Origin of the sequence: Nonomuraea helvata (assembly GCF_039535785.1) — a bacterium.
Lineage (GTDB): Bacteria > Actinomycetota > Actinomycetes > Streptosporangiales > Streptosporangiaceae > Nonomuraea > Nonomuraea helvata.
Map to the genome: position 1 here is coordinate 334,620 of NZ_BAAAXV010000008.1, position 19,860 is coordinate 354,479.

Sequence of the window (19,860 nt, forward strand, 5' to 3'; positions counted from 1 at the left end):
GACGATGGCCGAGACGTTGTTCGATCAGGACTATCTGCGTGACCCACATCAGGTCTACGCGCGGCTCCGCGCGGAACGGCCCGTCTTCCAGACCGCCACACCGCAGGGCGTGCGGGTCTGGGTGGTGAGCCGCTACGAGGACGTCAAGGCGGCCTGCACCGACCCGCGCCTCAGCAAGGACTTCACGAACCACCCCCACCTGATCAAGGCGAACGAGCTGGAGGGCGGCGACAGCAGCGGCTACGAGGCCGTGGTGCCCCACAACATGCTCTTCGTCGACCCGCCCGACCACGCGCGGCTGCGCAGGCTGGTGGGCAGGGTGTTCACCGCCGGCCGCGTGCAGGCGCTCCGTCCGCGCGTGGAGCAGATCAGCGCCGGGCTCCTCGACAAGGTGGGCCCGGAGTTCGACCTGCTGCGCGACTACGCCGTGCCGCTGCCCGCCATGGTGATCGGGGAGCTGCTCGGCATCCCGGAGAGCGACTGGCCGCGGCTCATCGAATGGTCCAACACCACCATCGAGGGGGCCGTGCTGGACCCCGAGGAGGTCGTACGGGCCGCCGTCGACTTCACCGCCTACCTCGGCGAGCTCTGCGAGGCCAGGCGGGCCGAGCCGACCGGTGACCTGCTCAGCGCCATGGTGCAGGCCCAGGACGAGGCGGGAGCGCTGAGTCAGCGGGAGCTCGTCGACACCGCGTTCCTGCTCACGGTGGCCGGCCACGAGACGACCGTGCACCTGATCGGCAACGGCATGCTCGCGCTGCTGCGCCATCCGGAGCAGTTCGCCGCGCTCCGCGCGGACCCGGGGCTGCTGCCAGGCGCGATCGAGGAGTTCCTCCGCTTCGACGGGCCGGTCAGCACGTCCACCCTCAGGTTCACCAAGGAGCCCGTCACCATCGGCGGCACGGAGATCCCGCAGGGGCAGCTGGTCCTCGTGTCCTTCCTGTCCGCGAACCGGGACGCGGCGCAGTTCGGCGACCCCGACCGTTTCGACGTCACCCGCGCGCCCGGCCAGCACGTCGCCTTCGGGCACGGCATCCACTACTGCCTCGGCGCGCCGCTGGCCCGTACCGAAGGCGCGGTCGCCTTCGGCCACCTGCTCGAGCGCTTCCCCGGCCTCCGGCTCGCCGTCCCCGAGGACAGGCTCGCCTGGCGCCCGGGCCTGCTCATGCACGGCCTGACCAGCCTTCCGGTACGGGCCTCCTGAGCGTCCTGCCTGAGGCGACAGGGCGGCACCTTGGGCAGGCGGCACTTTGGGTCGTGTCGTCTCCGTGATCGCCCGTCGGTGGCGGGGCCTCACACGGTCGTAGGGTGGCGGCGCGTCAAGGGCGGATCGCGCCGGCGAGGCGGTTGCGCCAGTAGTCGTCCAGGTTGACGACCTTGATGACGTCTCCGGTCTGGGGCGCGTGGACCATCTTGCCGTTGCCGGCGTACATGCCCATGTGTCCCAGCCCCTTACTGAAGAGCAGGTCTCCGGGCTGCAGCCGGTCGAGCGGGACGCGGCGGTTGGCTCCCCAGCTCCACTGCGTCCAGGTGGTGCGGGGCAGCTGGATTCCCGCCGCGCGCCAGGCGGCCTGGGTCAGGCCGGAGCAGTCGTACGAGCCGGGCCCGGTGCCCCCGTACCGGTACGGCTTGCCCACCTGAGCGAAGGCGAACCGGAGCGCCGTGCGGGCGCTGCCGGAGGCCGGGCCGGTGTACGGGATGCCCGGGCTGTTGGGGTTCCCGGTCTTGAACGTGCCCAGCCCGCGCAGGAGCTTGGTCTGCTCGGCGATCAGCTTCTCGATCTTGGCCTGCTCGTCGCGCACCTTGTCACGCGCGGCCTCGGCCTCCGCCAGGGCTCTCTTGGCGTCGTCGCGCCGATCGCGCAGCTCCTTGGTGGCCGCCTCATAGGCGCGTACCTTGGCCGCCCTGGCCTCGGCGATCTCCTGGAGCGAGGCCATGCCGCCCATGATCGCCTCGGGGTCTCCCTGCCCGGCGAAGCGCTCCCACCCTCTGAAGGGCCCGAGCTGGTAGTCGCCGACCGCCACCCTGACGACGTCCTCGCGCAGGGCGCCGGCCGAGGCGTCCTTGCGGCCGAGCTCGGCGTCGAGGGCGTCGTACTTCCTCTTGGCCTTCTTGTACGTCTCCGTGGCCTGGTTGAAGCGCTCGACCACCTGATCGGCCCGCTCGTTCAGCTTCACCAGCCTGGCCCTGGTCTGGGCCGGCGACGGCTCGGCCACGGCGGCGCCCGGGCTGGAGGCCAGCGCGGCCGACGTCAGAGTCACGGCCGCCGCTGTCCGCCCGAGCCATGTCGGCACGGTCACCACGATGCCTCCTCGCGAAGTCCCTGCTTCATGGCCGACTTCACGTGGGGATACGCGTGGCGCCGCTCCGGCGTTCAGTGCGCGGGCCCAGTAGGTGGACGCGTCAGAGCTTGGAGACGTAGTACATGTTGCCGGCCGGCTGCAGGACGTCGGCCAGGGCGGAGGCGCTGATGACGTGGGTGCCGCCGGTCGGCTTCCACGGGTCGTAGACGGTGATGGTGCGGGCCGACTTGTCGTAGCCGTACGCGAGGATCGCGTGGCCGATTCTGGTGCCCTTGACCTTGCCCTTGTTCCAGGGCAACTGGTCCATCCACACCGTGAGCACCGGTGCCCGGTGCAGCTCGCCGATGTCCTTGGAGACCCGCTTCATGAGGACGGCCGGGTTGCCGTCGGCGTCGGTGGGCATCGTGACCTTGTAACCGAGGAAGTTGACGTACGAGTTGATCACCGGAACGGCGTCCACACCCTCGGTGCCGTAAGGCGGGGCGGTCTTCATCTTCTTGGCAAGGGTCGCCTGGCTGACCATGATGCCGAAGCTCGCCAGGCTCATCGACGACGAGGCGGGCACGCAGAAGTAGTTGGTCTGCTGCCGCTGGGTGTCCAGGCTGAGCTGGAACTTCAAGGGCTTGGCGAGCTGGTCCGACCTGGGGTCGGCGGCCAGGGTGCCGGACGAGGCGTAGGCCGGTGACAGAGGGGTGAGGCAGAGCGCTCCCACCGTCGCAGCCATGGCGAGGGCGGCGCCGGTCGCCGATCTAAGGTTTTTCACGTGACAACTCCACATATGCACACAAATGGAGCAAAGAGTAGTCAACGGCGGCGGGTAATCGGTCAATGATGTGCAAATGGGGATGCAGGGGGCATGTGTTACGAAAGAGGACGCTAAATTTTGCCGTCCGCAGCGGGCCGTCGCCCGACGACCCGCTGGAGCCGGTCAGAGCTTGGAGATGTAGTACATGCCACCAGGCTGCAGGATGCCGGCCAGCGTGGAGGCGCTGATGGTGTGGGTGCCGCCGGTCGGCTTCCACGGGTCGTAGACGGTGATGGTGCCGGCCATCCTGTCATAGCCGTACGCGATGATGGCATGGCCGACCTTGGTGCCTTTGACCTTGCCCTTGTTCCAGGGCAGCTGCTCCATCCACACCCCGAGCAGCGGCGCCCGGTGCAACTGGCCGACGTTGTCGGCAACCCGGCTCATGAGCAGGGCCGGGTTGCCGTCCGTGTCGCCGGGGACCGTGTACGTGTAGCCGCGTGACTTGACGTAGGAGTTGACCACCGGCAGCGCGTTCACCCGCTGGGTGCCGTGGGACGGGGTGGTCTTCATCTTCTTGGCGAGGGTCGCCTGGCTGACGTTGACGCCGAAGGTCGACAGGCTCATCGACGAGGACGCCGGCACGCAGAAGTAGTTGGTCTCCTGCCGCTGGCCCTTGAGGCTGAGCTGGTACTTCAGCGGTGCGACGAGACTCTGGGTCCTGGCGGTGGCGGTCGGGGAGGGGGTCGTGGTGGGGGTCGGGGACGCGTAGGCCGGTGACAGAGCGGTGAGGCAGAGGGCCGTCACGGTCGTGGTGAGGGCGATGCCGGTTCCCGTTCCGGGATATTTCACTTGATCACTCCACGCATGCACACAAAAAGTAAAGAGCAGTCAAGGACCGTAGTTGATCTGCTAAATGTGTGCAAACGCAAGCTCAGCGTGACAGGGGGGACAGGTGAGCCGTCAATCCAGCATCGAGTGCCTGCGGCTGTAGGCGAAGTAGACGATCAGCCCGATCACGAACCACACGGCGAAGCGCAGCCACGTCACCGGGTTCAGGAACGTGATCAGCCAGATCGAGAAGAGCGCCCCGAGACCCGGCACCACCGGCATCCCCGGCATGCGGAACGACCGCGGCAGGTCCGGCTGCCGGTAGCGGAGCACGATCACCGCCACGCACACGACCACGAACGCCAGCAGGATCCCGATGTTCGTGAGCTCGGCCGCCTCACGGATGGGCAGGAACCCGGCGATCGCCGCCGACGCGACGCCCACGATCCACGTGACCCGCGTGGGCACCCGCCGTACCGGGTGGAGCTTGGCGAACCACTGCGGCAGCAGACCGTCGCGGCTCATCGAGAACCAGACGCGGGTGACGCCGAGCATGAACGTGAACATCACCGTGAGGATGCCGATCACGGCCCCGGCCGCGATCAGGCTCGCCAGCCCGGACAGCCCGACGGCGGCGAACGCCGAGGCGAAGCCGCTCTCCGGGTCGATCTGCCGGTAGTTCTGCATGCCGGTGAGCACAAGCGTGGCCAGCACGTACAGGACCATGGAGATGATCAGTGAGTACATGATCGCCTTCGGCATGTGCCGCCGCGCGTCCCGTGACTCCTCGGCCGCGGTGCTCATCGCGTCGTAGCCGAACACCGCGAAGAACACGGTGGCGGCCCCGGTGATCGCGCCGCTGACCCCGTACGGGAAGAACGGCGTGTAGTTGGCCGTGTTGATGTGGAAGAAGCCGACCACGACGACCAGCAGCACCACGGCGACCTTCACGGCCACCACGAACGTCTCGAACCGGGCCGCGGCGCGGATCCCGAGGTTCAGCATGAAGGCGATGAGCAGGCACAGCAGCACCGCGAACAGGTCGACCACGTGCCCACGGCCGGTGCCGGGCGCGCCGAGCATCCACGCGGGCAGCGTGAAGCCGAGCTGCTGGACGAGGAAGCCGAAGTAGCCGGAGATGCCGATGGCCACGACCGCGACGATGGCGGTGTACTCCAGCAGCAGGTCCCAGCCGATGAACCAGCCGACGATCTCCCCCAGGACCGCGTACCCGTACGTGTAGGCGGACCCGGCCTTCGGGATCAGGCCCGCGAACTCGGCGTACGAGAAGGCGGCGGCGGCGCTGGCGATCCCCGCGATCAGGAACGACACGAGCACGGCCGGCCCCGCGGTCTGGTTGGCCACCGCGCCGGCCAGGGCGAAGATGCCCGCGCCGATGATGCCACCCACCCCGATGGCGGTGAGCTGCCACAGGCCGAGCGACCTGGACAGCTCCCCCTCGTGCTCGGCGGCGATCTGCTCCACCGGTTTGCGCCTGAAGACGCTTCGCGACATGGCCATGACGCCCCCACATGCTCCGCGGGAGCGACCCTGCCCACCTGCGACTTGTCTATGCCGTTGCTCATGCTGAGCGGTCCGCCGGCGGCTGGTTGAGACTCCCCGGGAGTGGAAAAGCACACGACTGTACGCCGTGATACGCACCGTTGCGGATAGGTGGCCGATGCTTGCCTGCGAACCGACGCCATGAGGCTCGCGGACGCCCACGTGCTGGTCACCGGGGCCTCCTCGGGGATCGGGGCGGCCACCGCGCGGGCGCTGGCGGTCACCGGCGCGCGGCTGACGCTGGCCGGTCGCGATCGCGGACGCCTGGCGGCGGTCGCCGCGGCGACGGGCGGGCGCGTGCTGGTGTGCGACGTCGCCACGCAGGCCCACGATCTCGCCACGCGCGCCGGACACGTCGACGTCCTGGTGAACAACGCCGGCGTGGGGTGGGCCGGGCCGTTCGTGCGGATGCCGGCCGGCCGCGTCGAGCAGTTGCTGGCCGTCAACCTCGCGGCGCCGATCGCGCTCACGCGGCTGCTGCTACCGGGGATGGTGGCGGCGGGCCGGGGACACCTCGTGTTCGTGGCCTCCATCGCCGGGGCGGTGGGCGTGGATCAGGAGGCGGTCTACTCGGCGACGAAGGCGGGGCTGATGGCCTTCGCGGAGGCCCTGGGCCATGAGCTGCGCCACGTGCCGGGCGTCGGCGTGTCCGTCCTGCTGCCGGGCGTGGTGGACACGCCCTTCTTCGTACGGCGCGGCGCCCCGTACACGCGCGGCTGGCCGGCGCCGATCGCGCCGGAGCGGGTGGCGCGGGCGATCGTGGCGGCGATCCGGCACGGCCGGCCGGAGTCCTTCGTGCCCGGCTGGCTGCGGGTGCCGGCCAGGCTGCGCGGAGCGGCACCCGGCCCGTTCCGGGCGCTGGCGCGGCGCTTCGGGAGGGCTTAGGGGTCAGCCGCTCCTGATGGCACGCAGTGACTCCTTCAGGGAGCCGAGCGTGGCCAGGACAGCGGTCGGCTCGTAGCCGCAGTGCGCCATGCAGTTGTCGCAGCGCGGGTCGCGGCCCCGGCCGTACGCCGACCAGTCGGTCTCCTCGATCAGCTCGCGGTACGTCCGCGCGTACCCGTCCGCCATCAGATAGCACGGCCGCTGCCAGCCGAACAGCGAGTACGACGGGATGGCCCAGGCCGTGCACGGCAGCTCGATCCGGCCCTCCAGGAAGTCCAGGAAGAGCGGCGAGTGGTTGAACCGCCAGCGGCGCCGCCGCCCGCCGGCGAAGGCCTCGCGGAAGAGCGCGCGCGTCTCCCGCACGCCCATGAACCGGTCCTGGACGGGCGCCTTGTCGTACGCGTAGGCGGGGGAGACCATCATCTGGTCGACGGCGAGCTCGTCGTTGAGGTAGTCGAGCACCTCGATGACGGTCTGCGGGCTGTCGGTGGAGAAGAACGTCGTGTTCGTGGTGATCCGGAAGCCGCGCCGCCGGCACTCCCGCACGGCGGCGACGGCCTCGTCGAAGACCCCCTCCTTGCACACCGCGGCGTCGTGGCGCTCGCGGACGCCGTCGATGTGCACGGTCCAGGTGAAGTACCGCGAGGGCTCGAACTCGTCGATCTTCTTGGGGATCAGCAGCGCGTTCGTGCAGAGGAACACGTACTTCTTCATGTCCACGAGGCGGCGGACCAGCTCGCCGATCTGCGGGTGCATGAGCGGCTCACCGCCGGCGATCGAGACCATGGGGGCGCCGCACTCCTGGATGGCGGCCACGGCCTGCTCCACCGGCATGCGCTGCTTCAGCACGTCGGCGGGGTGCTGGATCTTGCCGCAGCCGGCGCATTTGAGATTGCACGCGAACAGCGGCTCCAGCTCCACCAGCAGCGGGAACTTCGTCCGTCCCCGGAGCCGCTGGCCGAGGATGTAGCCGCCGATACGCAGGCTCTGCCGAAGCGGGATCGTCATGGCAGCGACTCCTCCGGTAGCGGGAACGGCACGGTCCCCGGGATGGTTGCCGCCCAGCGGACCAGCACCGGGCCGAGTGCGCGGAGCGTGCGGCGGGCGGCGAGGCCGCGGGCGAGCGTCGCCGGGCTCAGCAGCGGCGCCTGCGGAGTGTCCACGATGACCCGCACGGCGGCCAGCGGCCGTCCCGCCGCGACGAGAGCCAGCGGCCCGGTCTCCATGTCCACGGCGTACGCGCCGAGGGCGGCCAGGCGCCGACGCTCGGCCCCTCTGACGACGCGATCGGCGGTCACCAACGGCCCGACCATGGCGGGCAGGCCGGCGCGGGCCAGCTCTTCCGCGAGCGGGGCGGCCGACGGACAGGGATGCACCTGCCCCCGGAACCGGACCTCGCTCGCCACCAGCACGTCGCCCGGCCGCAGGCTCCCGCCGACCGCGCCGCCGAACCCGACCACGGCCATCGCCTCTTGATCGCCCAGGTGCGCGGCCGCGCGGGCCGCCCGCCGCGGGCCGATCCCGGTGGCGATCACCCTGGTGCCGGTGAGGCGAGGAGACAGACCGCGCCTGATCGCGCGAGCCTCGATGCCGAGTGCGGCACAGACGAGCAGGCCGCTCATGACAGCTCCCGATAACGTCCCAGGGCGCTGATCGGGAAGACCAGCCGGTAGAGGTGATAGTTGATGTAGAAGTCGCCGGGGAAGCCGGTGCCCGTGAAGTGCGGTTCGTCCCACGTGCCGTCCGGCCGCTGCCGCTCCACCAGCCAGCGCACCCCGCGCTCCACCGCCGGCGAGCGCTCGCCGGCGGCGAGCAGGGCCAGCAGCGCCCAGGCCGTCTGCGACGGGGTGGAGGCGCCGCGGCCGATCCAGGTGGCGTCGCGGTAGGAACGCAGGTCCTCTCCCCAGCCGCCGTCGCCGTTCTGGTGCCGTTCCAGCCAGGTCACGGCACGCCGTACGGACGAATGCCCCGGACGGACCCCGGCGGCGACGAGGGCGGGCACCACGGCCCCGGTGCCGTAGACGTGGTTGGCGCCCCAGCGGCCGAACCACGATCCGTCCTGCTCCTGCGCCTTGAGCAGCCAGACGACGGCTCTGCGCAGCACGGGGGAGTGGGGCCGCTCCTTGGCCAGGGCTTCGACGACGTGCGCGGTGACATCGGCGGACGGAGGGTCGATCACCGCGCCGAAGTCGCAGAAGGGCAGCCTGGTGCAGAGCGCGCGGTCGTTGTCGGCGTCGAACGCCGCGAAGCCGCCGTCGCGGCTCGCCATGCCGGCCATCCAGCGGAGCCCGCGCTCGACCGCCGGCCGTATACCGGGCCGGTCGAGGCGGCGCAGCGCGAGGATGACCTCCGCGGTGTCATCGGTGTCGGGGTAGCCGTCGTTGTCGAACTCGAACGCCCAGCCGCCGGGCGGAAGCGCCGGCTTGCGCACGGCCCAGTCGCCCGCCCTCGTGACCTCCTCGCGCAGCAGCCAGTCGGCGGCCCCCGTGATGGCCGGATGATCGGCGGGGGTGCCCGCGTCGAGCAGGGCGTTGACCGCCAGCGCGGTGTCCCAGACAGGAGACTGGCACGCCTCCAACCGGCGCCCCTTCTCGTCGCGGATCGTGAACCGGTCGAGCCCCCGGATCGCCCGGCGCATCACCGGATGGTCGACGTGGTAGCCGGCGAGATGGAGCGCGATCATCGAGTACACCCACGGGGGCTGGATGCCGCCCCAGGATCCGTCGGCCTCCTGACGTGCGACGATCCACTCGACGGCGCGCCTCAGAGCGGCCCGCCGCAGGGCCTGCGCCGGGCGCCGCTCGTACCGGTGCAGCGCCTTGTCCAGCGCGCCGAAGGCCGCCTCCCAGCCGCCGCGCGCGGCGCGGCGCGGCGCCCGGCCGGTCCGCAGCTCGGGCAGCCCGAACGGCAGCCGCCGCACCGGCCGGTACGCGGTCACCACGGTCAGCGGCACGATCGTCTGCCTGGCCCAGCAGGCCCAGTCGTAGATGTTGAGCGGGAACCACGACGGCAGGAACATCAGCTCGGGAGGCATGACGGGCAGGTCCCGCCACGGCCACTCCCCGAACAGCGCCAGCCAGACCCGGGTGAACACCCGGCTCGCCTCGACGCCGCCCATGGACCGGATCTGCCCGGCGGCGGCGCGCATGTGGTCCGCCTCGGGCGGGTCGCCCGCCAGCCGCAGCGCGGTGTACGCCTCGACGGTGGTGGACACGTCGGGGGGCCCTTCGTGGAAGTTGGCCCACGTGCCGTCGGCCCGCTGCTCGGAACGGATCCACCGGGCGGCCTCGGCCGTCTCCGGCTCGGTGCGGATGCCGAGGAACTCCCGCAGCAGCAGGTCCTCCGCGTCCATGGTCACGTTGGTCTGCAGCTCGCCCTTCCACCACCCCTCCGCCGACCGCAGGCCGATCAGGTGGTCGCAGGCGGACTCGAGGGCGTGCTCGACGCCGGCGAGCGGGCTCCGGGTCTCGAGGGTGGTCATGTCAGTGGTCCCTGAATGCGAGGAAGCGGGCGATGTGCAGAAAGGAGTCCCGTACGTCCGCGGGCATGTCCGCGTCGGCGAGGTGCCGGGTCGCGGCGTCGAGGCGCCGCTCGGCCTCCAGTTCGGCCCACGCCCGGCCGCCGGCCTGCTCGATCAGGCGGGCGGCGTCGTGCAGGTCGGGCTCCGTCAGCGGCTCCGGCCGGGCCAGCAAGTCGGCGAGGCGGCGTCCGGCCTCCGTCGGGCCGGTGAGCGCGGCGACCACGGGCAGGCTCTTCTTACGGGTCCGCAGGTCCGACAGCACCGGCTTGCCCGTCACCTCGGTCCTGCCCCAGATGCCGAGGAGGTCGTCGGCCAGCTGGAACGCCAGCCCCGCCTCGGTGCCGAACGCGGCCAGGGCGGCGGCCAGACCGGCGGGGCCCTCGACCGCCGTGACGCCGATCGAGCAGGCGCAGGCCAGCAGCGCGGCGGTCTTGCGCCGCGACATCCGCAGGCACTCCTCCCTCGTCACGTCGTCGCGGTCCTGGAACGCCAGATCCTGGGCCTGGCCCGCGATGAGCGAGAGCGTGGCGAGGTTGAGCGCGCGGGCCGCCGCCACATAGCCGGGGGTGCCCTGTTCGAGCAGGAGATCCACGGCCAGGGTGAGCAGGGCGTTGCCGCAGAGGATCGCCGCCGAGCGGCCGAAGACGGTCCAGGCGGCCGGCCGATGCCGGCGTACCGGGTCGTCGTCCATGACGTCGTCGTGCAGCAGCGAGAACGCGTGCACGAGCTCCACCGCGGCGGCCGCGGGCAGGCACCGCGCGACGTCCGCGCCGGCCGCCCGGCCCGACAGCACCGCGAGCGTGGGCCGCAGCGCCTTGCCGCCGTCGGCGCGGGGCTGCCCGGAGTCGTCGGTCCAGCCGAAGTGGTAGCGGGCGACGCGCGCGGTGTGCGGGTCGAGGCGGCCGACGGCCTCGCGCAGCACCGGCTCGACGAGCTCGCGGGCCGCCTCGGCGGGTGGCAGGGTCAGGGTCATGGTGCGCTCTCCTGATCTCGTACGTGCTGCCTGACCAGGTGAGCCGCGTGAAGTCCGCTGCGCACGGCCCCCTCCATCGTGTCGGGCCAGCCGGTGTCGGTCCACGCGCCGGCGAGGTAGAGGCCGGGCCATCGGGTGGCGCTCTGCGGGCGGAGCGCCCCGCTGCCCGGGGCCTGGCGGAACGTCGCGCGCCGTTCCCTGGTGACGAAGAAGTCCGTCATCCGGGCCCGCCGCGCGGCCGGGAACACCGATCGCAGTGCCGGGACGAAGACCTCGCGGAGGTCCGCGGTCGGCCGGTCGATCCAGGTGTCCGCGACCGACACGGACACCGCCAGGTACTGCCCCCCGCGCAGCCCCGCGACGCGGGTCTTGTCGAACACCCACTGCACCGGCGAGCCGGTGACCGCGACGAACGGCACCCGCATGACCGGCCGGTCGTAGACCGCGTGGACGTTGATGATCGGGCTCGCGTCCAGGCCGCTCCACCTGTCCTGGCCGGGCGCCGCCCCCGCCGGTACCAGCTTGGCGGCCTGCTCGTGGCGCGTGGCCACGACGACCGCCGACGCCTCGACCCTGGCGCCGTCCACGATGACGGCCGGTCCCGGCTCGATGGCCGTGACCTTCGCCGACAGCCGTACGGCGCCGCCGCGCCGCGTGATGGCGGCCCTGGCGGCGGTGTCGTGCAGCTCGCCGAGCGGAACCAGGGGAATGCCCAGGTCCGCGGCGTCCGGCCGGCCGAGCAGGGCGGTCTTGAACACCTTCACCGCCGGGCCGAGCGCGGCGTCGTCGACCCCCGTGTTGAGGGCGGCCACCGCGAGCAGCTCCCAGAGCGCCTGACGCACCGGGGCCCGCTGGCCGTGCGCCGCCAGCCAGCGCCCGAACGTCACCGTGTCGAGCAGCGGATCGGCCGGATCGAGCCGGCCCAGCGCGATCGAGCCGCGCAGGGCCTGGATCCGGTCGCCCGGCCCGAGCAGGCGGTAGCCCGCGAGTGCGGGCACGAAGTGGAGCGGCCCCGGCAGCGCGGCGCGGCGCAGCCGCCCGGCCCGGCCCGCCGTGCCGAGCACCCGCACGTCGAACCGGCTCTGCAGGTCCACCAGCGCGGTGCCGCCGATCCGTTCCAGGAGTCCCCGGTACGCCGTGCAGCAGCGGAGGAAGACGTGCTGGCCGTTGTCCACCGTCAGTCCGCCGCGCTGGAACGAGTACGTGGCGCCGCCCAGCCTCGGGCGGGCCTCGTACAGCGTCACGGGGCATCCCGCTTCGGCGAGGGCGATGGCCGCGGAGATGCCGGCCAGGCCGCCGCCGACGACCGCCACCGGAGCGATGCCCGTCGGAGGAGCCCTGCGCGGCTCTGGTGTGATGCTCATCGGAGGCTCCCCGCCCGGATCTCAGGCCGACGGCAGGCGTTGGAGGCCCGCACCGGGCCACCTCATGGTCATCAGGACACGTGTCCACTCCGCGAGCAGGCGCGCGCGGCGTGGCCGGACAGTACGGGCCAGAACGTCGTAGCGGGCGCTTCTCAGCGCCGCCAGGGTCGCGTGGCCGCCGGCGACGTAGCCCGCGACCGCCGTACGGGCGAAGCCGGACAGCGAGGCGACGATCGGCTCGCCCTCCGCCAGCAGTCTGCCGGCCCGCGCGGCCTGCACCGCGACCACCTCGCGCAGCCCCGGTGACGTGGCCGCCGCCGCGAGATGGACGGCCGGGCAGCCCGCCCGCCGCAGATCCTCCTGCGGCAGGTAGACGCGCCCGCGCCGGTAGTCCTCGCCCACGTCCTGGCAGTGCTCGATGACCTGCAACGCCGAGCAGACCCGGTCCGACCGGGCCTGGTGGTCGCCGCCGGTCTCCCCGAACACGTGCAGCACGATCCGGCCGACCGGGTTGGCCGACAACTCGCAGTAGCCGAGGAGCTCGTCGAACGTCTCGTAGCGGGTGACCGTCTGGTCACGCCGGTTGGCCTCGATGAGGTGATGGAACGGCTCGGCGGGAATCGAGCACTCCTGGACGGTGCGGGCCAGCGCGCGGACCGGCCGCAGCACAGGGACCTGGCCGTCGTACAGGCGGGCCAGATCGGTCTCGAACTCCGCCAGCAGTCGCAGGCGGTCGTCGGGACGCTCCTCGTCACCCACGTCGTCCACCGACCGCGCGAAGCCGTACACGGCCATGAGGTGGTCGCGGTGCCGGCGCGGCAGCAGCCGCGAGGCCACCGGGAAGTTCTCCCGGCGCGCCTTTTCCGCCAGCTCCCGCGAATGGCCCCTCTGTGACAGCACGACAGGGAAATTATCCCCCGCTGGGCGGCGCAAACCCGATGGCCCCGCCACCATATTCTGTTTCCATTTCATTGGCCCGGCATTTACGCAGTGACGGGCTCCGGGAAATGGTCGTTTGAATGCGTTGGAAAAGGGGGAGTGGCTTTTATGGAAATACGGGCCGGCACGCCGTGGGCGCGCAGCGGCCCCACTCTCAGGCCCATCAGCCGACAGCGCTCCACGAGCGCGGGCAGGGCGTCGAGCGCCGATCGCCAGGCACCCGGAACGGAGGCGTGGTCGGAGTCATGGAGCAGGACGGTCGCCCCGCCGCGCAGCCCGGCCGCGACGGTGGCCAGCACCGAGTCCGGCGTGGCCGCCTCCTCCCAGTCCCTGCCCCAGACCGTCCACAGCACGGGGCGCAGCCCTCGCAGGCGGGCCGAGACCAGCGCTTCGAGGCTCAGCGCCCCGTAGGGCGGGCGGTACCACACCGGCCTGACCCCGCCGACGGCCCGCACCAGGTCGGCGGTCCGGCCGATCTCGGCCGTCAGCCGGCCCGGCGGGGCGATCAGGGCGTTGCCGTGCCCCCAGCCGTGCACGGCCAGCTCGTGTCCCTCGGCCACGATGCGGCGGCCCAGCCACTGGTGGCGTTCGAGCAGCTCGCCGAGGACGAAGAAGGTGGCGTGGCAGCCGAGCCGGCCCAGCTCGTCCAGGAAGCGCGGGGTCGAGCCGGGATGGGGTCCGTCGTCGAAGGTGAGCGCCACGTGGCCGGGGTCGCCGGCACCGGCGAGCGCGGGCAAGCGTCTCCGGACCGAGGGCAGCCAGGTGGCGGCCGGCCCCGCGTGCGCCAGCGCCAGGCAGGCCAGCCCGAGCGGCAGGACGAGACGGTTCATCGCCCTACCGCCCAGGGTGTCCGGTCATGAACCGCCGCTTCCCCTTCGTGCGGCAGGGGAGGTCGCCGGAGGGCACGGCGCGGCGAGTGCTCATCCTCAGCGCGTCGATGGGCACCGGCCATGACGGCGTGGCCGCCGAGCTGGCCGCCCGGCTCGCCGCCGAGAATGCGGATTCAGAGATCATCGATGTCCTCCGCCTCTTCCCGCTCCGGCTGGGATCGGCGCTGCGCTGCGGGTACCGCTGGATGATCCTGCGCGCCCCCTGGCTCTACGAACTCATCTACCAGGTCTTCTTCGTCGGCAAACGGGCGCCGGCGACGTCTCCGCTCACGGTGCTCGCCGCCTCCCGCCTGCGCAGGCTCGTCGCCTCCCGCCAGCCCGACGAGGTCGTCTCGACCTTCCATCTGGCCGCGCAGCTCACGGGACGGCTGCGCGAGCGCGGCGCGCTGCCCTGCCCGAGCACGGTCCTGGTCACGGACTTCGCGGTGCACCGGCTCTGGGTCCATCGCGGCAACGACCGGTACCTGTGCCCGAACCCCGGCATCGTCGGGCAGGTCGCCGCCCTGACCCGCCGGCCCGTGCTCCGCTGCGCTCCGGTCGTACGCCCCGAGTTCGCGCGGGCGGTGGCCGATCCCGGAGAGGTGGCCGCCGGCCTCGGCGTGGACCCCGGCGCCCGGCTCGTGCTGGTGTCGGGAGGGTCATGGGGGGTCGGGGAGATCGTCGCGACCGCGCGCGCCCTGGCGGGGTCGGGGCGGTACACGCCGGTCGTCCTGTGCGGCGGCAACGCCGGCCTGCGGCGGCGGCTGCGGGAGGCCGGGCTGGGCCCCGCGCTCGGCTGGCGCGACGACGTGCCGGAACTCATGGCGGCCGCGTACGCGCTGGTCGACAACGGCGCCGGGCTGACCTGCGAGGAGGCTTTCGCGGCGGGACTGCCGGTCATCGTCCACCGGCCGATCCCCGGTCACGGCCGCGACGGCGCGCGGGCGATGGCCAGGGCCGGGGTGAGCCTGCACACCCGCACCACGCCGGCGCTGCTGGCGGTGCTGGACCTCCTCGAGGACGCGCGGTCGCGCAAGCGCCAGACGGACCGGGCGTCCGCGCTGTTCTCCTCGATGCCGGTGCAGGCCGGTCTCATTTCCCTGTCGGGGTGGTCACGCCCTGGCCCTGGATGAGCGGCGACCTGGTCAGCTCGATGACGCCGAAGACCATGAGCCCGATGCCCGCCACCTCGTACACGATCCACGGGCCGGTGCGGATCGGCTCACCGAACATCAGCGCGCCGTACAGGATGCCCGCTATGGGGTCGCTGATGGTCAGCGCCGGCTGAGCGACCACCAGCGAGCCGCTGTGCAGGGCGTTCTGCAGCAGGAACAGGCTGCACAGGCCCGCCGCCACCATCGCGTACAGCGGCCAGGACACCAGCAGCGCGCCGAGGTCCTCCTGCGCGATCGACGTGCACTCCTTGATGAGCGTGGCCGTGAAGGCGAAGCCGAGTCCTCCCGCCACGCCCAGCGCCGCGGGACGGACGGCACTCCTGGTCAGGGACGCCGCCGCCACCAGCACGGCGATGGTGCCCGCGGTCACGACGGTGGCGACGATCCATCGGGTCGCGTCGGGCGACCACCGGCCGGTGCCGGGAGCCGCCGCCGTGAGGAACGTCGCCAGCCCGGCCGACAGCGCGCCGATCGCCAGCCACGACCGCCTGTCCAGGACCGTGCCGAACGCCCCCGACAGAATGATCATGGTGAACGGCAGCTCGACGACCAGGACCGGCTGGACCAGGGCGATGCCGCCCATCGACAGCGCGGCCGCCTGGAAGACGAAGCCCGCGATCAGCGCCACGATGCCCCACAGCCACACCGGATGCCGGAGCAGCGCCCAGATCAGGCCCAGCCGCAACCCCAGCTCCGGCGGCACCGACCGGGCCGCGCGTCGCTGCAGAACCGACGCGACGGCGTTGGACAGCGCCGCGAGCACCGCGAGCAGCGCGGCAGTGATCAAGGGGATCCGGTCCGATCGGCCGGACGTTCTCTCACCCGCCGGACCTGGGTGAGGGCGTGCACCGCGACCATGGACTTCTCCCTCGTCGTCAGGGACAGCCGGGCGTTCAGCGCCCGTCTGGGGTCGGCGGTGATGCGGTCGAGCAAGCACCGGTAGATGCCGGCCATGGTCGCCGTGCAGGCGGCGCTCCGCGCGTCCAGCATGGGCAGCAGGCGCATCCCGGTGGTGAACCAGTCACGTGCCCGGTCCGCCTCGAACCGGACGAGGCCGGCCAGGCGCTCCGGCGGGTCGCGGAACCGGCCGGACGGGTCGACGTCCAGGGTGCAGCCGAACCGCTCGAGGTCCTGGGCGGGCAGGTAGATCCGCCCGGCCAGGCGGTCCTCCCGCAGGTCGCGGAGGATGTTGGTGATCTGCAGGGCCACGCCGAGTGCGTCCGCGAGCGGCGTGGCCGCCTCGACGTCGTCCGAGCCGAACACGCCCAGCGAGAGCCGCCCGATCGATCCGGCGACGCACCGGCAGTAGCCTTCCAGGTCCGCGAACGTCAGGTAGGTCCTGCCGCGCACGTCGGCGGCGCAACCGTCGACCAGGTCGGCGAAGGCCGCCAGCGGGATCGGATAGCGGTCGGCGGCCTCCAGCAGCGCCACCAGCACGAGGTCGTGCGCCGTGGGCGCGGTCCCGTCGAGCAGCTCGCGAACCCTGTCGAGGCGCTCCAGCCGCTGCCCGGCCGGGCCGTCCCCGTCGGCGATGTCGTCGATCCTGCGGGCCAGCGCGTAGACGGCGCTCAGCGCGCGCCGCTTGGGGGCCGGCAGCAGCCGCAGACCGTACGAGAAGTTACGGGCCTGACTGCGCATGATCTGCTCGCAGTGCCGGTACGCCTCATCGACGTCCGAGGCTCCGCCTCCTTCCCGCGCGGAGACGCGGCCATGTCGTCGCCAGAGATTTGCGGCGCGGGCGAACATCATGGCCGCATCGGCCGCTTGCGTCTTTTCCCCCATGGCATGAGTGATGGCTGTCCGTTATGTCACGGCAATAAACTCGGAGAACGGCCTGATGCGGGCGGTCAGGCCAGGACAGGGCGACTAATTTACGTGCGGCTGAAGAATCAGGCCGGCACGGGCGGCGTCCTTTTCTTTCTTGGCCGGGAATTTCGTGCTTCTCCCGGTTCGGAGCCGGTCTTTCAAGGCTCGTCGGACCGGGCGCGGGACAGCGGCGGCTTCGGCGGAGTCTGCCGCGGGCACGGGAGCGATGCGTCAGTGAGCGGTCTCACGCCGGCGAGCAGGAGAACCTGACCGATCCATGCCTCTATGACGGAAGAGCAAGGCGGTGGATGCTCCATGTCTGTCATCTCGTCCCCCCTTGAGAGGTACTCGGGGGGAGTCGTCGTGATCTGTCCGGGACAGTAACCCGAACAACACGGATAGTAGCAATCAGTCATGATCGGGCGGCGCACCGCCCCACCGGCTCAAGGAGTGACCGCTCCTCGAAGCTTTACCCCGTCGCGAGTTACCGGATCCGCCGGGGGGCAGTCGGACGGGGAGTCGTCGATCGAAGGAGCGGCACCATGGTCGTCAGGCCCACCACCGTCGAGCACCGGCCCCAGGTCGCGCTGCCCGTGCTCGGCACGATCACTCTGCCGGAGCCCGAGCATCTCGCCTTCTACGCGGCACTCCTCGCGCTGGGCGTGCTGGAGATCGTCGAATGGCCCGTCGTGGGCATCGTCGCCATCGGCCATTTCCTGGCCGGCCAGCACCGCTTCGCCGTCCTGCGGGAGGTGGGAGAGGCCGCGGAGGCGGCCTGAGCGGTGTGCGGCAGGTGAGGGCGCCGGCGCCGCGACCATGACCGCAAATCTCTGGTCTCTGCCGCTCAAAGTCTGAGCAACTTTCGCCGGTATCGGGTTCTTTGTCCTGTTTGAGGGCAGCCCACCGGCAAGTGCCTCGGCCACGGCAACAGGCTTCGAGAACAAGGAGCACTGATCATGTCGAACACGTCACGGATAGCCTTTGCCGTGCTCGCGGGCTACTACCTCGGACGGCGCCGCAAGTTGCGCATGGCCGCGGCGCTGGCGCTGGCAGGGCTGATGGGTCGCGCGCGCATGGCCGAGGGCGGTGGCCTGCTGGGGCAGGGGCTCAAGGCCCTGCGCTCCTCCGCTGAGATCGGTGAGATCACCGACCGCCTCCGCGGGGACCTGATGGAGGTCGGCAAGGCGGCGGCGGTGGCGGCGACCAGCAGGCAGATCGACTCTCTGAGCAACAGGCTGCACGAACGCGCCGAGTCTCTGCGTACGCAGGGGACGGCGCAGGAGACCCGCAGGCCCGCCAGGGAGGAGGAAGAAGACTACGAGGACCTGGATTACGAGGACGAGGGCGAGGACTACGAGGAAGAGGAGGAGCTCCCGCCTCGGAGGGTGCAGCGGCGAGCCCGTCCTGTGCGAGGAGCCGGCCAGTCGCGGAGGTGAGTTCGGGTGACTGAGACGAGAGCCGGCCGGGCCGGTCAGGCGGTCCGGGGAACCGGGCGAGCGGTGACGGGAACGGCCAGGAGCGTCGCGGGCACGGCCAAGAGTGCCGGTCAAGGAGCGGCCGGTACGGCGAGGAGCGCCGGTCAAGGAGCGGCCGACGCAGCCAGGAGCGCCGGTCAAGGAGCGGCCGGTGCGGCGGCGGAGACGGTCAAGAAGGCCGGGGGCGCGATCATCGAGGGCCTGCCGACTCACCGGCTCGTCCAGGAGGCCCAGAACCTGCTCCAGGCGTTGAGTGAGCGCTTGATCGAGACCGCGGAGGAGAAGGTCGAGGACCTCACCGACCGGCTGACCGACTACGCGGAGAACGGGGGCAAGAGCCTCCTCAGCGCGGTCACCGGCTCGGAGAACCCCGGCGGCGTGCTGGGCGGCGCCCTCAAGGGCGGGCTCAAAGGCGGGCTCAAGGGCGGTGTCACCGGCGGGCTGAAGGCAGGCGTGAAGGGGCTCTGGCAGAAGATCACCGGCAAGGGCGGTGGTAAGGGCGGCAAACTGAAGATCGTCAACATCGTCGAGACGATCGACATCGGCGCCCCACGCCGCCTGGTGTACGACCAGTGGACCCAGTTCCAGGACTTCCCGACCTTCATGAAGAAGGTGGAGACGGTCAACCAGGAGAGCGACGAGAAGGTCTCCTGGAAGGCCCAGGTCTTCTGGTCCCACCGGACCTGGAAGTCCACCATCGTCGAGCAGCTCCCGGACCAGCACATCATCTGGCGGTCCGAGGGCGCCAAGGGCTACGTCGACGGCGCCGTGACGTTCCATGCGCTCACCGACGACCTGACCCGTGTCCTGGTGGTGCTGGAGTACCACCCGCAGGGGCTCTTCGAGCGCACCGGCAACCTGTGGCGCGCCCAGGGGAGGCGGGCGAGGCTGGAGCTCAAGCACTTCAGGCGGCACGTGATGTCGCACCTTCTGCTGCATCCCGACGACGTCGGCGAGGGCTGGCGCGGCGAGATCCGCGACAGCCAGGTCGTCAAGGACCACGAGACGGCGATGGAGGAGGAGCGCTCCAGGCAGGCCGAGGAGGAGGAAGAGCGGCCGGAAGAGGAAGAGTACGAGGAGGAAGAGCCCGAGCGGGCCGAAGAGGAGGAGCGCGAACGGGCCGAAGAGGAAGAGCCCGAGGAGGAGGAAGAAGAGGAGGAGGAAGAAGAGGAGGAGCCTGAGGAGGAGGAAGAGGAAGAAGAGCCCGAAGAGGAGGAAGAGCCTCGACGGGCCGAAGAGGAAGAGTACGAGGAGGAAGAGGAGCCCGAGGAGGAGCCGGTCGCCGCGCGCCGCCCCACCAGAGGCCAGACGCGCCGGGCACCTTCCGGACAGCGCCCCGCCCGCCGCCGCCGCGAGACGGAGTAGGCGCGGCAGCCACCTGGCACAACAGGGCAACTTTGACGCGGCCGGCT

Annotated in this window: 19 protein-coding genes; 6 read left to right on the top strand and 13 right to left on the bottom strand. The window is 71.6% G+C overall.

The window, feature by feature from the left end; genetic code table 11:
• Positions 1 to 4: 4 nt before the first annotated feature.
• On the top strand, positions 5 to 1,204 hold the full coding sequence (locus ABD830_RS29005) for a cytochrome P450 family protein (RefSeq protein WP_344994082.1): 1,200 nt from the start codon (positions 5 to 7) through the stop codon (positions 1,202 to 1,204).
• Between the two features lie 115 nt (positions 1,205 to 1,319).
• Here ABD830_RS29005 and ABD830_RS29010 read toward each other — a convergent pair whose 3' ends face one another.
• The 4 genes from ABD830_RS29010 to ABD830_RS29025 all read right to left on the bottom strand — a co-directional run bounded on the left by ABD830_RS29010 (position 1,320) and on the right by ABD830_RS29025 (position 5,400).
• Complete coding sequence (locus tag ABD830_RS29010; RefSeq protein WP_344994084.1) at positions 1,320 to 2,300, bottom strand: C40 family peptidase; 981 nt, start codon at positions 2,298 to 2,300, stop codon at positions 1,320 to 1,322.
• 103 nt (positions 2,301 to 2,403) lie between these two features.
• A complete protein-coding gene (locus ABD830_RS29015; RefSeq protein ID WP_344994087.1) occupies positions 2,404 to 3,066 on the bottom strand; it encodes a C39 family peptidase in 663 nt (220 codons plus the stop codon).
• A 165-nt stretch (positions 3,067 to 3,231) separates the two neighbouring features.
• Positions 3,232 to 3,900 (bottom strand): C39 family peptidase, encoded by a 669-nt coding sequence (locus ABD830_RS29020; RefSeq protein ID WP_344994090.1) that lies wholly within the window; start codon positions 3,898 to 3,900, stop codon positions 3,232 to 3,234.
• A gap of 111 nt (positions 3,901 to 4,011) precedes the next feature.
• Positions 4,012 to 5,400, bottom strand: coding sequence for an amino acid permease (locus ABD830_RS29025; RefSeq protein WP_344994093.1), 1,389 nt, complete (start codon positions 5,398 to 5,400; stop codon positions 4,012 to 4,014).
• Between the two features lie 183 nt (positions 5,401 to 5,583).
• Here ABD830_RS29025 and ABD830_RS29030 point away from each other — a divergent pair, with 183 nt between their 5' ends.
• Positions 5,584 to 6,327, top strand: a complete 744-nt coding sequence (locus ABD830_RS29030; protein ID WP_344994094.1) for an SDR family NAD(P)-dependent oxidoreductase — start codon at positions 5,584 to 5,586, stop codon at positions 6,325 to 6,327.
• Positions 6,328 to 6,330: 3 nt separating this feature from the next.
• On the opposite strand, the gene hpnH is transcribed toward ABD830_RS29030, so the two are convergent.
• The 7 genes from hpnH to ABD830_RS29065 form a co-directional block, all read right to left on the bottom strand.
• A complete protein-coding gene (hpnH, locus tag ABD830_RS29035; protein WP_344994097.1) occupies positions 6,331 to 7,335 on the bottom strand; it encodes an adenosyl-hopene transferase HpnH in 1,005 nt (334 codons plus the stop codon).
• Positions 7,332 to 7,949: a phosphorylase family protein gene (locus ABD830_RS29040; RefSeq protein WP_344994100.1), complete on the bottom strand. Its 618-nt coding sequence runs from the start codon at positions 7,947 to 7,949 to the stop codon at positions 7,332 to 7,334. Before ABD830_RS29040 ends, hpnH begins: the two co-directional genes overlap by 4 nt.
• The gene (shc, locus tag ABD830_RS29045; protein ID WP_344994103.1) at positions 7,946 to 9,808 is read right to left on the bottom strand and encodes a squalene--hopene cyclase; all 1,863 of its coding nucleotides are present in this window, start codon (positions 9,806 to 9,808) and stop codon (positions 7,946 to 7,948) included. The genes ABD830_RS29040 and shc overlap by 4 nt, the downstream gene beginning before the upstream one ends.
• Position 9,809: 1 nt before the next feature.
• Positions 9,810 to 10,820: a polyprenyl synthetase family protein gene (locus ABD830_RS29050; protein ID WP_344994106.1), complete on the bottom strand. Its 1,011-nt coding sequence runs from the start codon at positions 10,818 to 10,820 to the stop codon at positions 9,810 to 9,812.
• Positions 10,817 to 12,184, bottom strand: coding sequence for a hydroxysqualene dehydroxylase HpnE (hpnE, locus tag ABD830_RS29055; protein ID WP_344994108.1), 1,368 nt, complete (start codon positions 12,182 to 12,184; stop codon positions 10,817 to 10,819). Before hpnE ends, ABD830_RS29050 begins: the two co-directional genes overlap by 4 nt.
• Before the next feature lie 21 nt (positions 12,185 to 12,205).
• Positions 12,206 to 13,084 (bottom strand): squalene synthase HpnC, encoded by an 879-nt coding sequence (gene hpnC, locus ABD830_RS29060; protein ID WP_344994110.1) that lies wholly within the window; start codon positions 13,082 to 13,084, stop codon positions 12,206 to 12,208.
• An 83-nt stretch (positions 13,085 to 13,167) separates the two neighbouring features.
• Entirely contained in the window at positions 13,168 to 13,953 is a 786-nt protein-coding gene (locus ABD830_RS29065) for a polysaccharide deacetylase family protein (RefSeq protein WP_344994112.1), read from the bottom strand.
• A gap of 26 nt (positions 13,954 to 13,979) precedes the next feature.
• Between ABD830_RS29065 and ABD830_RS29070 the strand changes: the two genes are divergently transcribed.
• Positions 13,980 to 15,125 carry an MGDG synthase family glycosyltransferase gene (locus ABD830_RS29070; RefSeq protein ID WP_344994115.1) on the top strand — a complete coding sequence of 382 codons (1,146 nt, stop codon included), beginning with the start codon at positions 13,980 to 13,982 and terminating at the stop codon, positions 15,123 to 15,125.
• Here ABD830_RS29070 and ABD830_RS29075 read toward each other — a convergent pair.
• Both ABD830_RS29075 and ABD830_RS29080 read right to left on the bottom strand, forming a co-directional pair.
• Positions 15,085 to 15,954, bottom strand: coding sequence for a DMT family transporter (locus ABD830_RS29075; RefSeq protein WP_344994117.1), 870 nt, complete (start codon positions 15,952 to 15,954; stop codon positions 15,085 to 15,087). The two genes, ABD830_RS29070 and ABD830_RS29075, sit on opposite strands and share 41 nt — an antisense overlap.
• Complete coding sequence (locus ABD830_RS29080) at positions 15,951 to 16,949, bottom strand: phytoene/squalene synthase family protein (RefSeq protein WP_344994119.1); 999 nt, start codon at positions 16,947 to 16,949, stop codon at positions 15,951 to 15,953. Before ABD830_RS29080 ends, ABD830_RS29075 begins: the two co-directional genes overlap by 4 nt.
• Positions 16,950 to 17,515: 566 nt before the next feature.
• On the opposite strand from ABD830_RS29080, the gene ABD830_RS29085 reads away from it, so the two are divergent.
• From ABD830_RS29085 to ABD830_RS29095, 3 genes are all read left to right on the top strand, one after another.
• Complete coding sequence (locus tag ABD830_RS29085; RefSeq protein ID WP_344994121.1) at positions 17,516 to 17,752, top strand: hypothetical protein; 237 nt, start codon at positions 17,516 to 17,518, stop codon at positions 17,750 to 17,752.
• A 177-nt stretch (positions 17,753 to 17,929) separates the two neighbouring features.
• Positions 17,930 to 18,409: a hypothetical protein gene (locus tag ABD830_RS29090; protein WP_344994123.1), complete on the top strand. Its 480-nt coding sequence runs from the start codon at positions 17,930 to 17,932 to the stop codon at positions 18,407 to 18,409.
• Between the two features lie 6 nt (positions 18,410 to 18,415).
• A complete protein-coding gene (locus ABD830_RS29095) occupies positions 18,416 to 19,813 on the top strand; it encodes an SRPBCC family protein (RefSeq protein ID WP_344994126.1) in 1,398 nt (465 codons plus the stop codon).
• Positions 19,814 to 19,860: the final 47 nt, after the last annotated feature.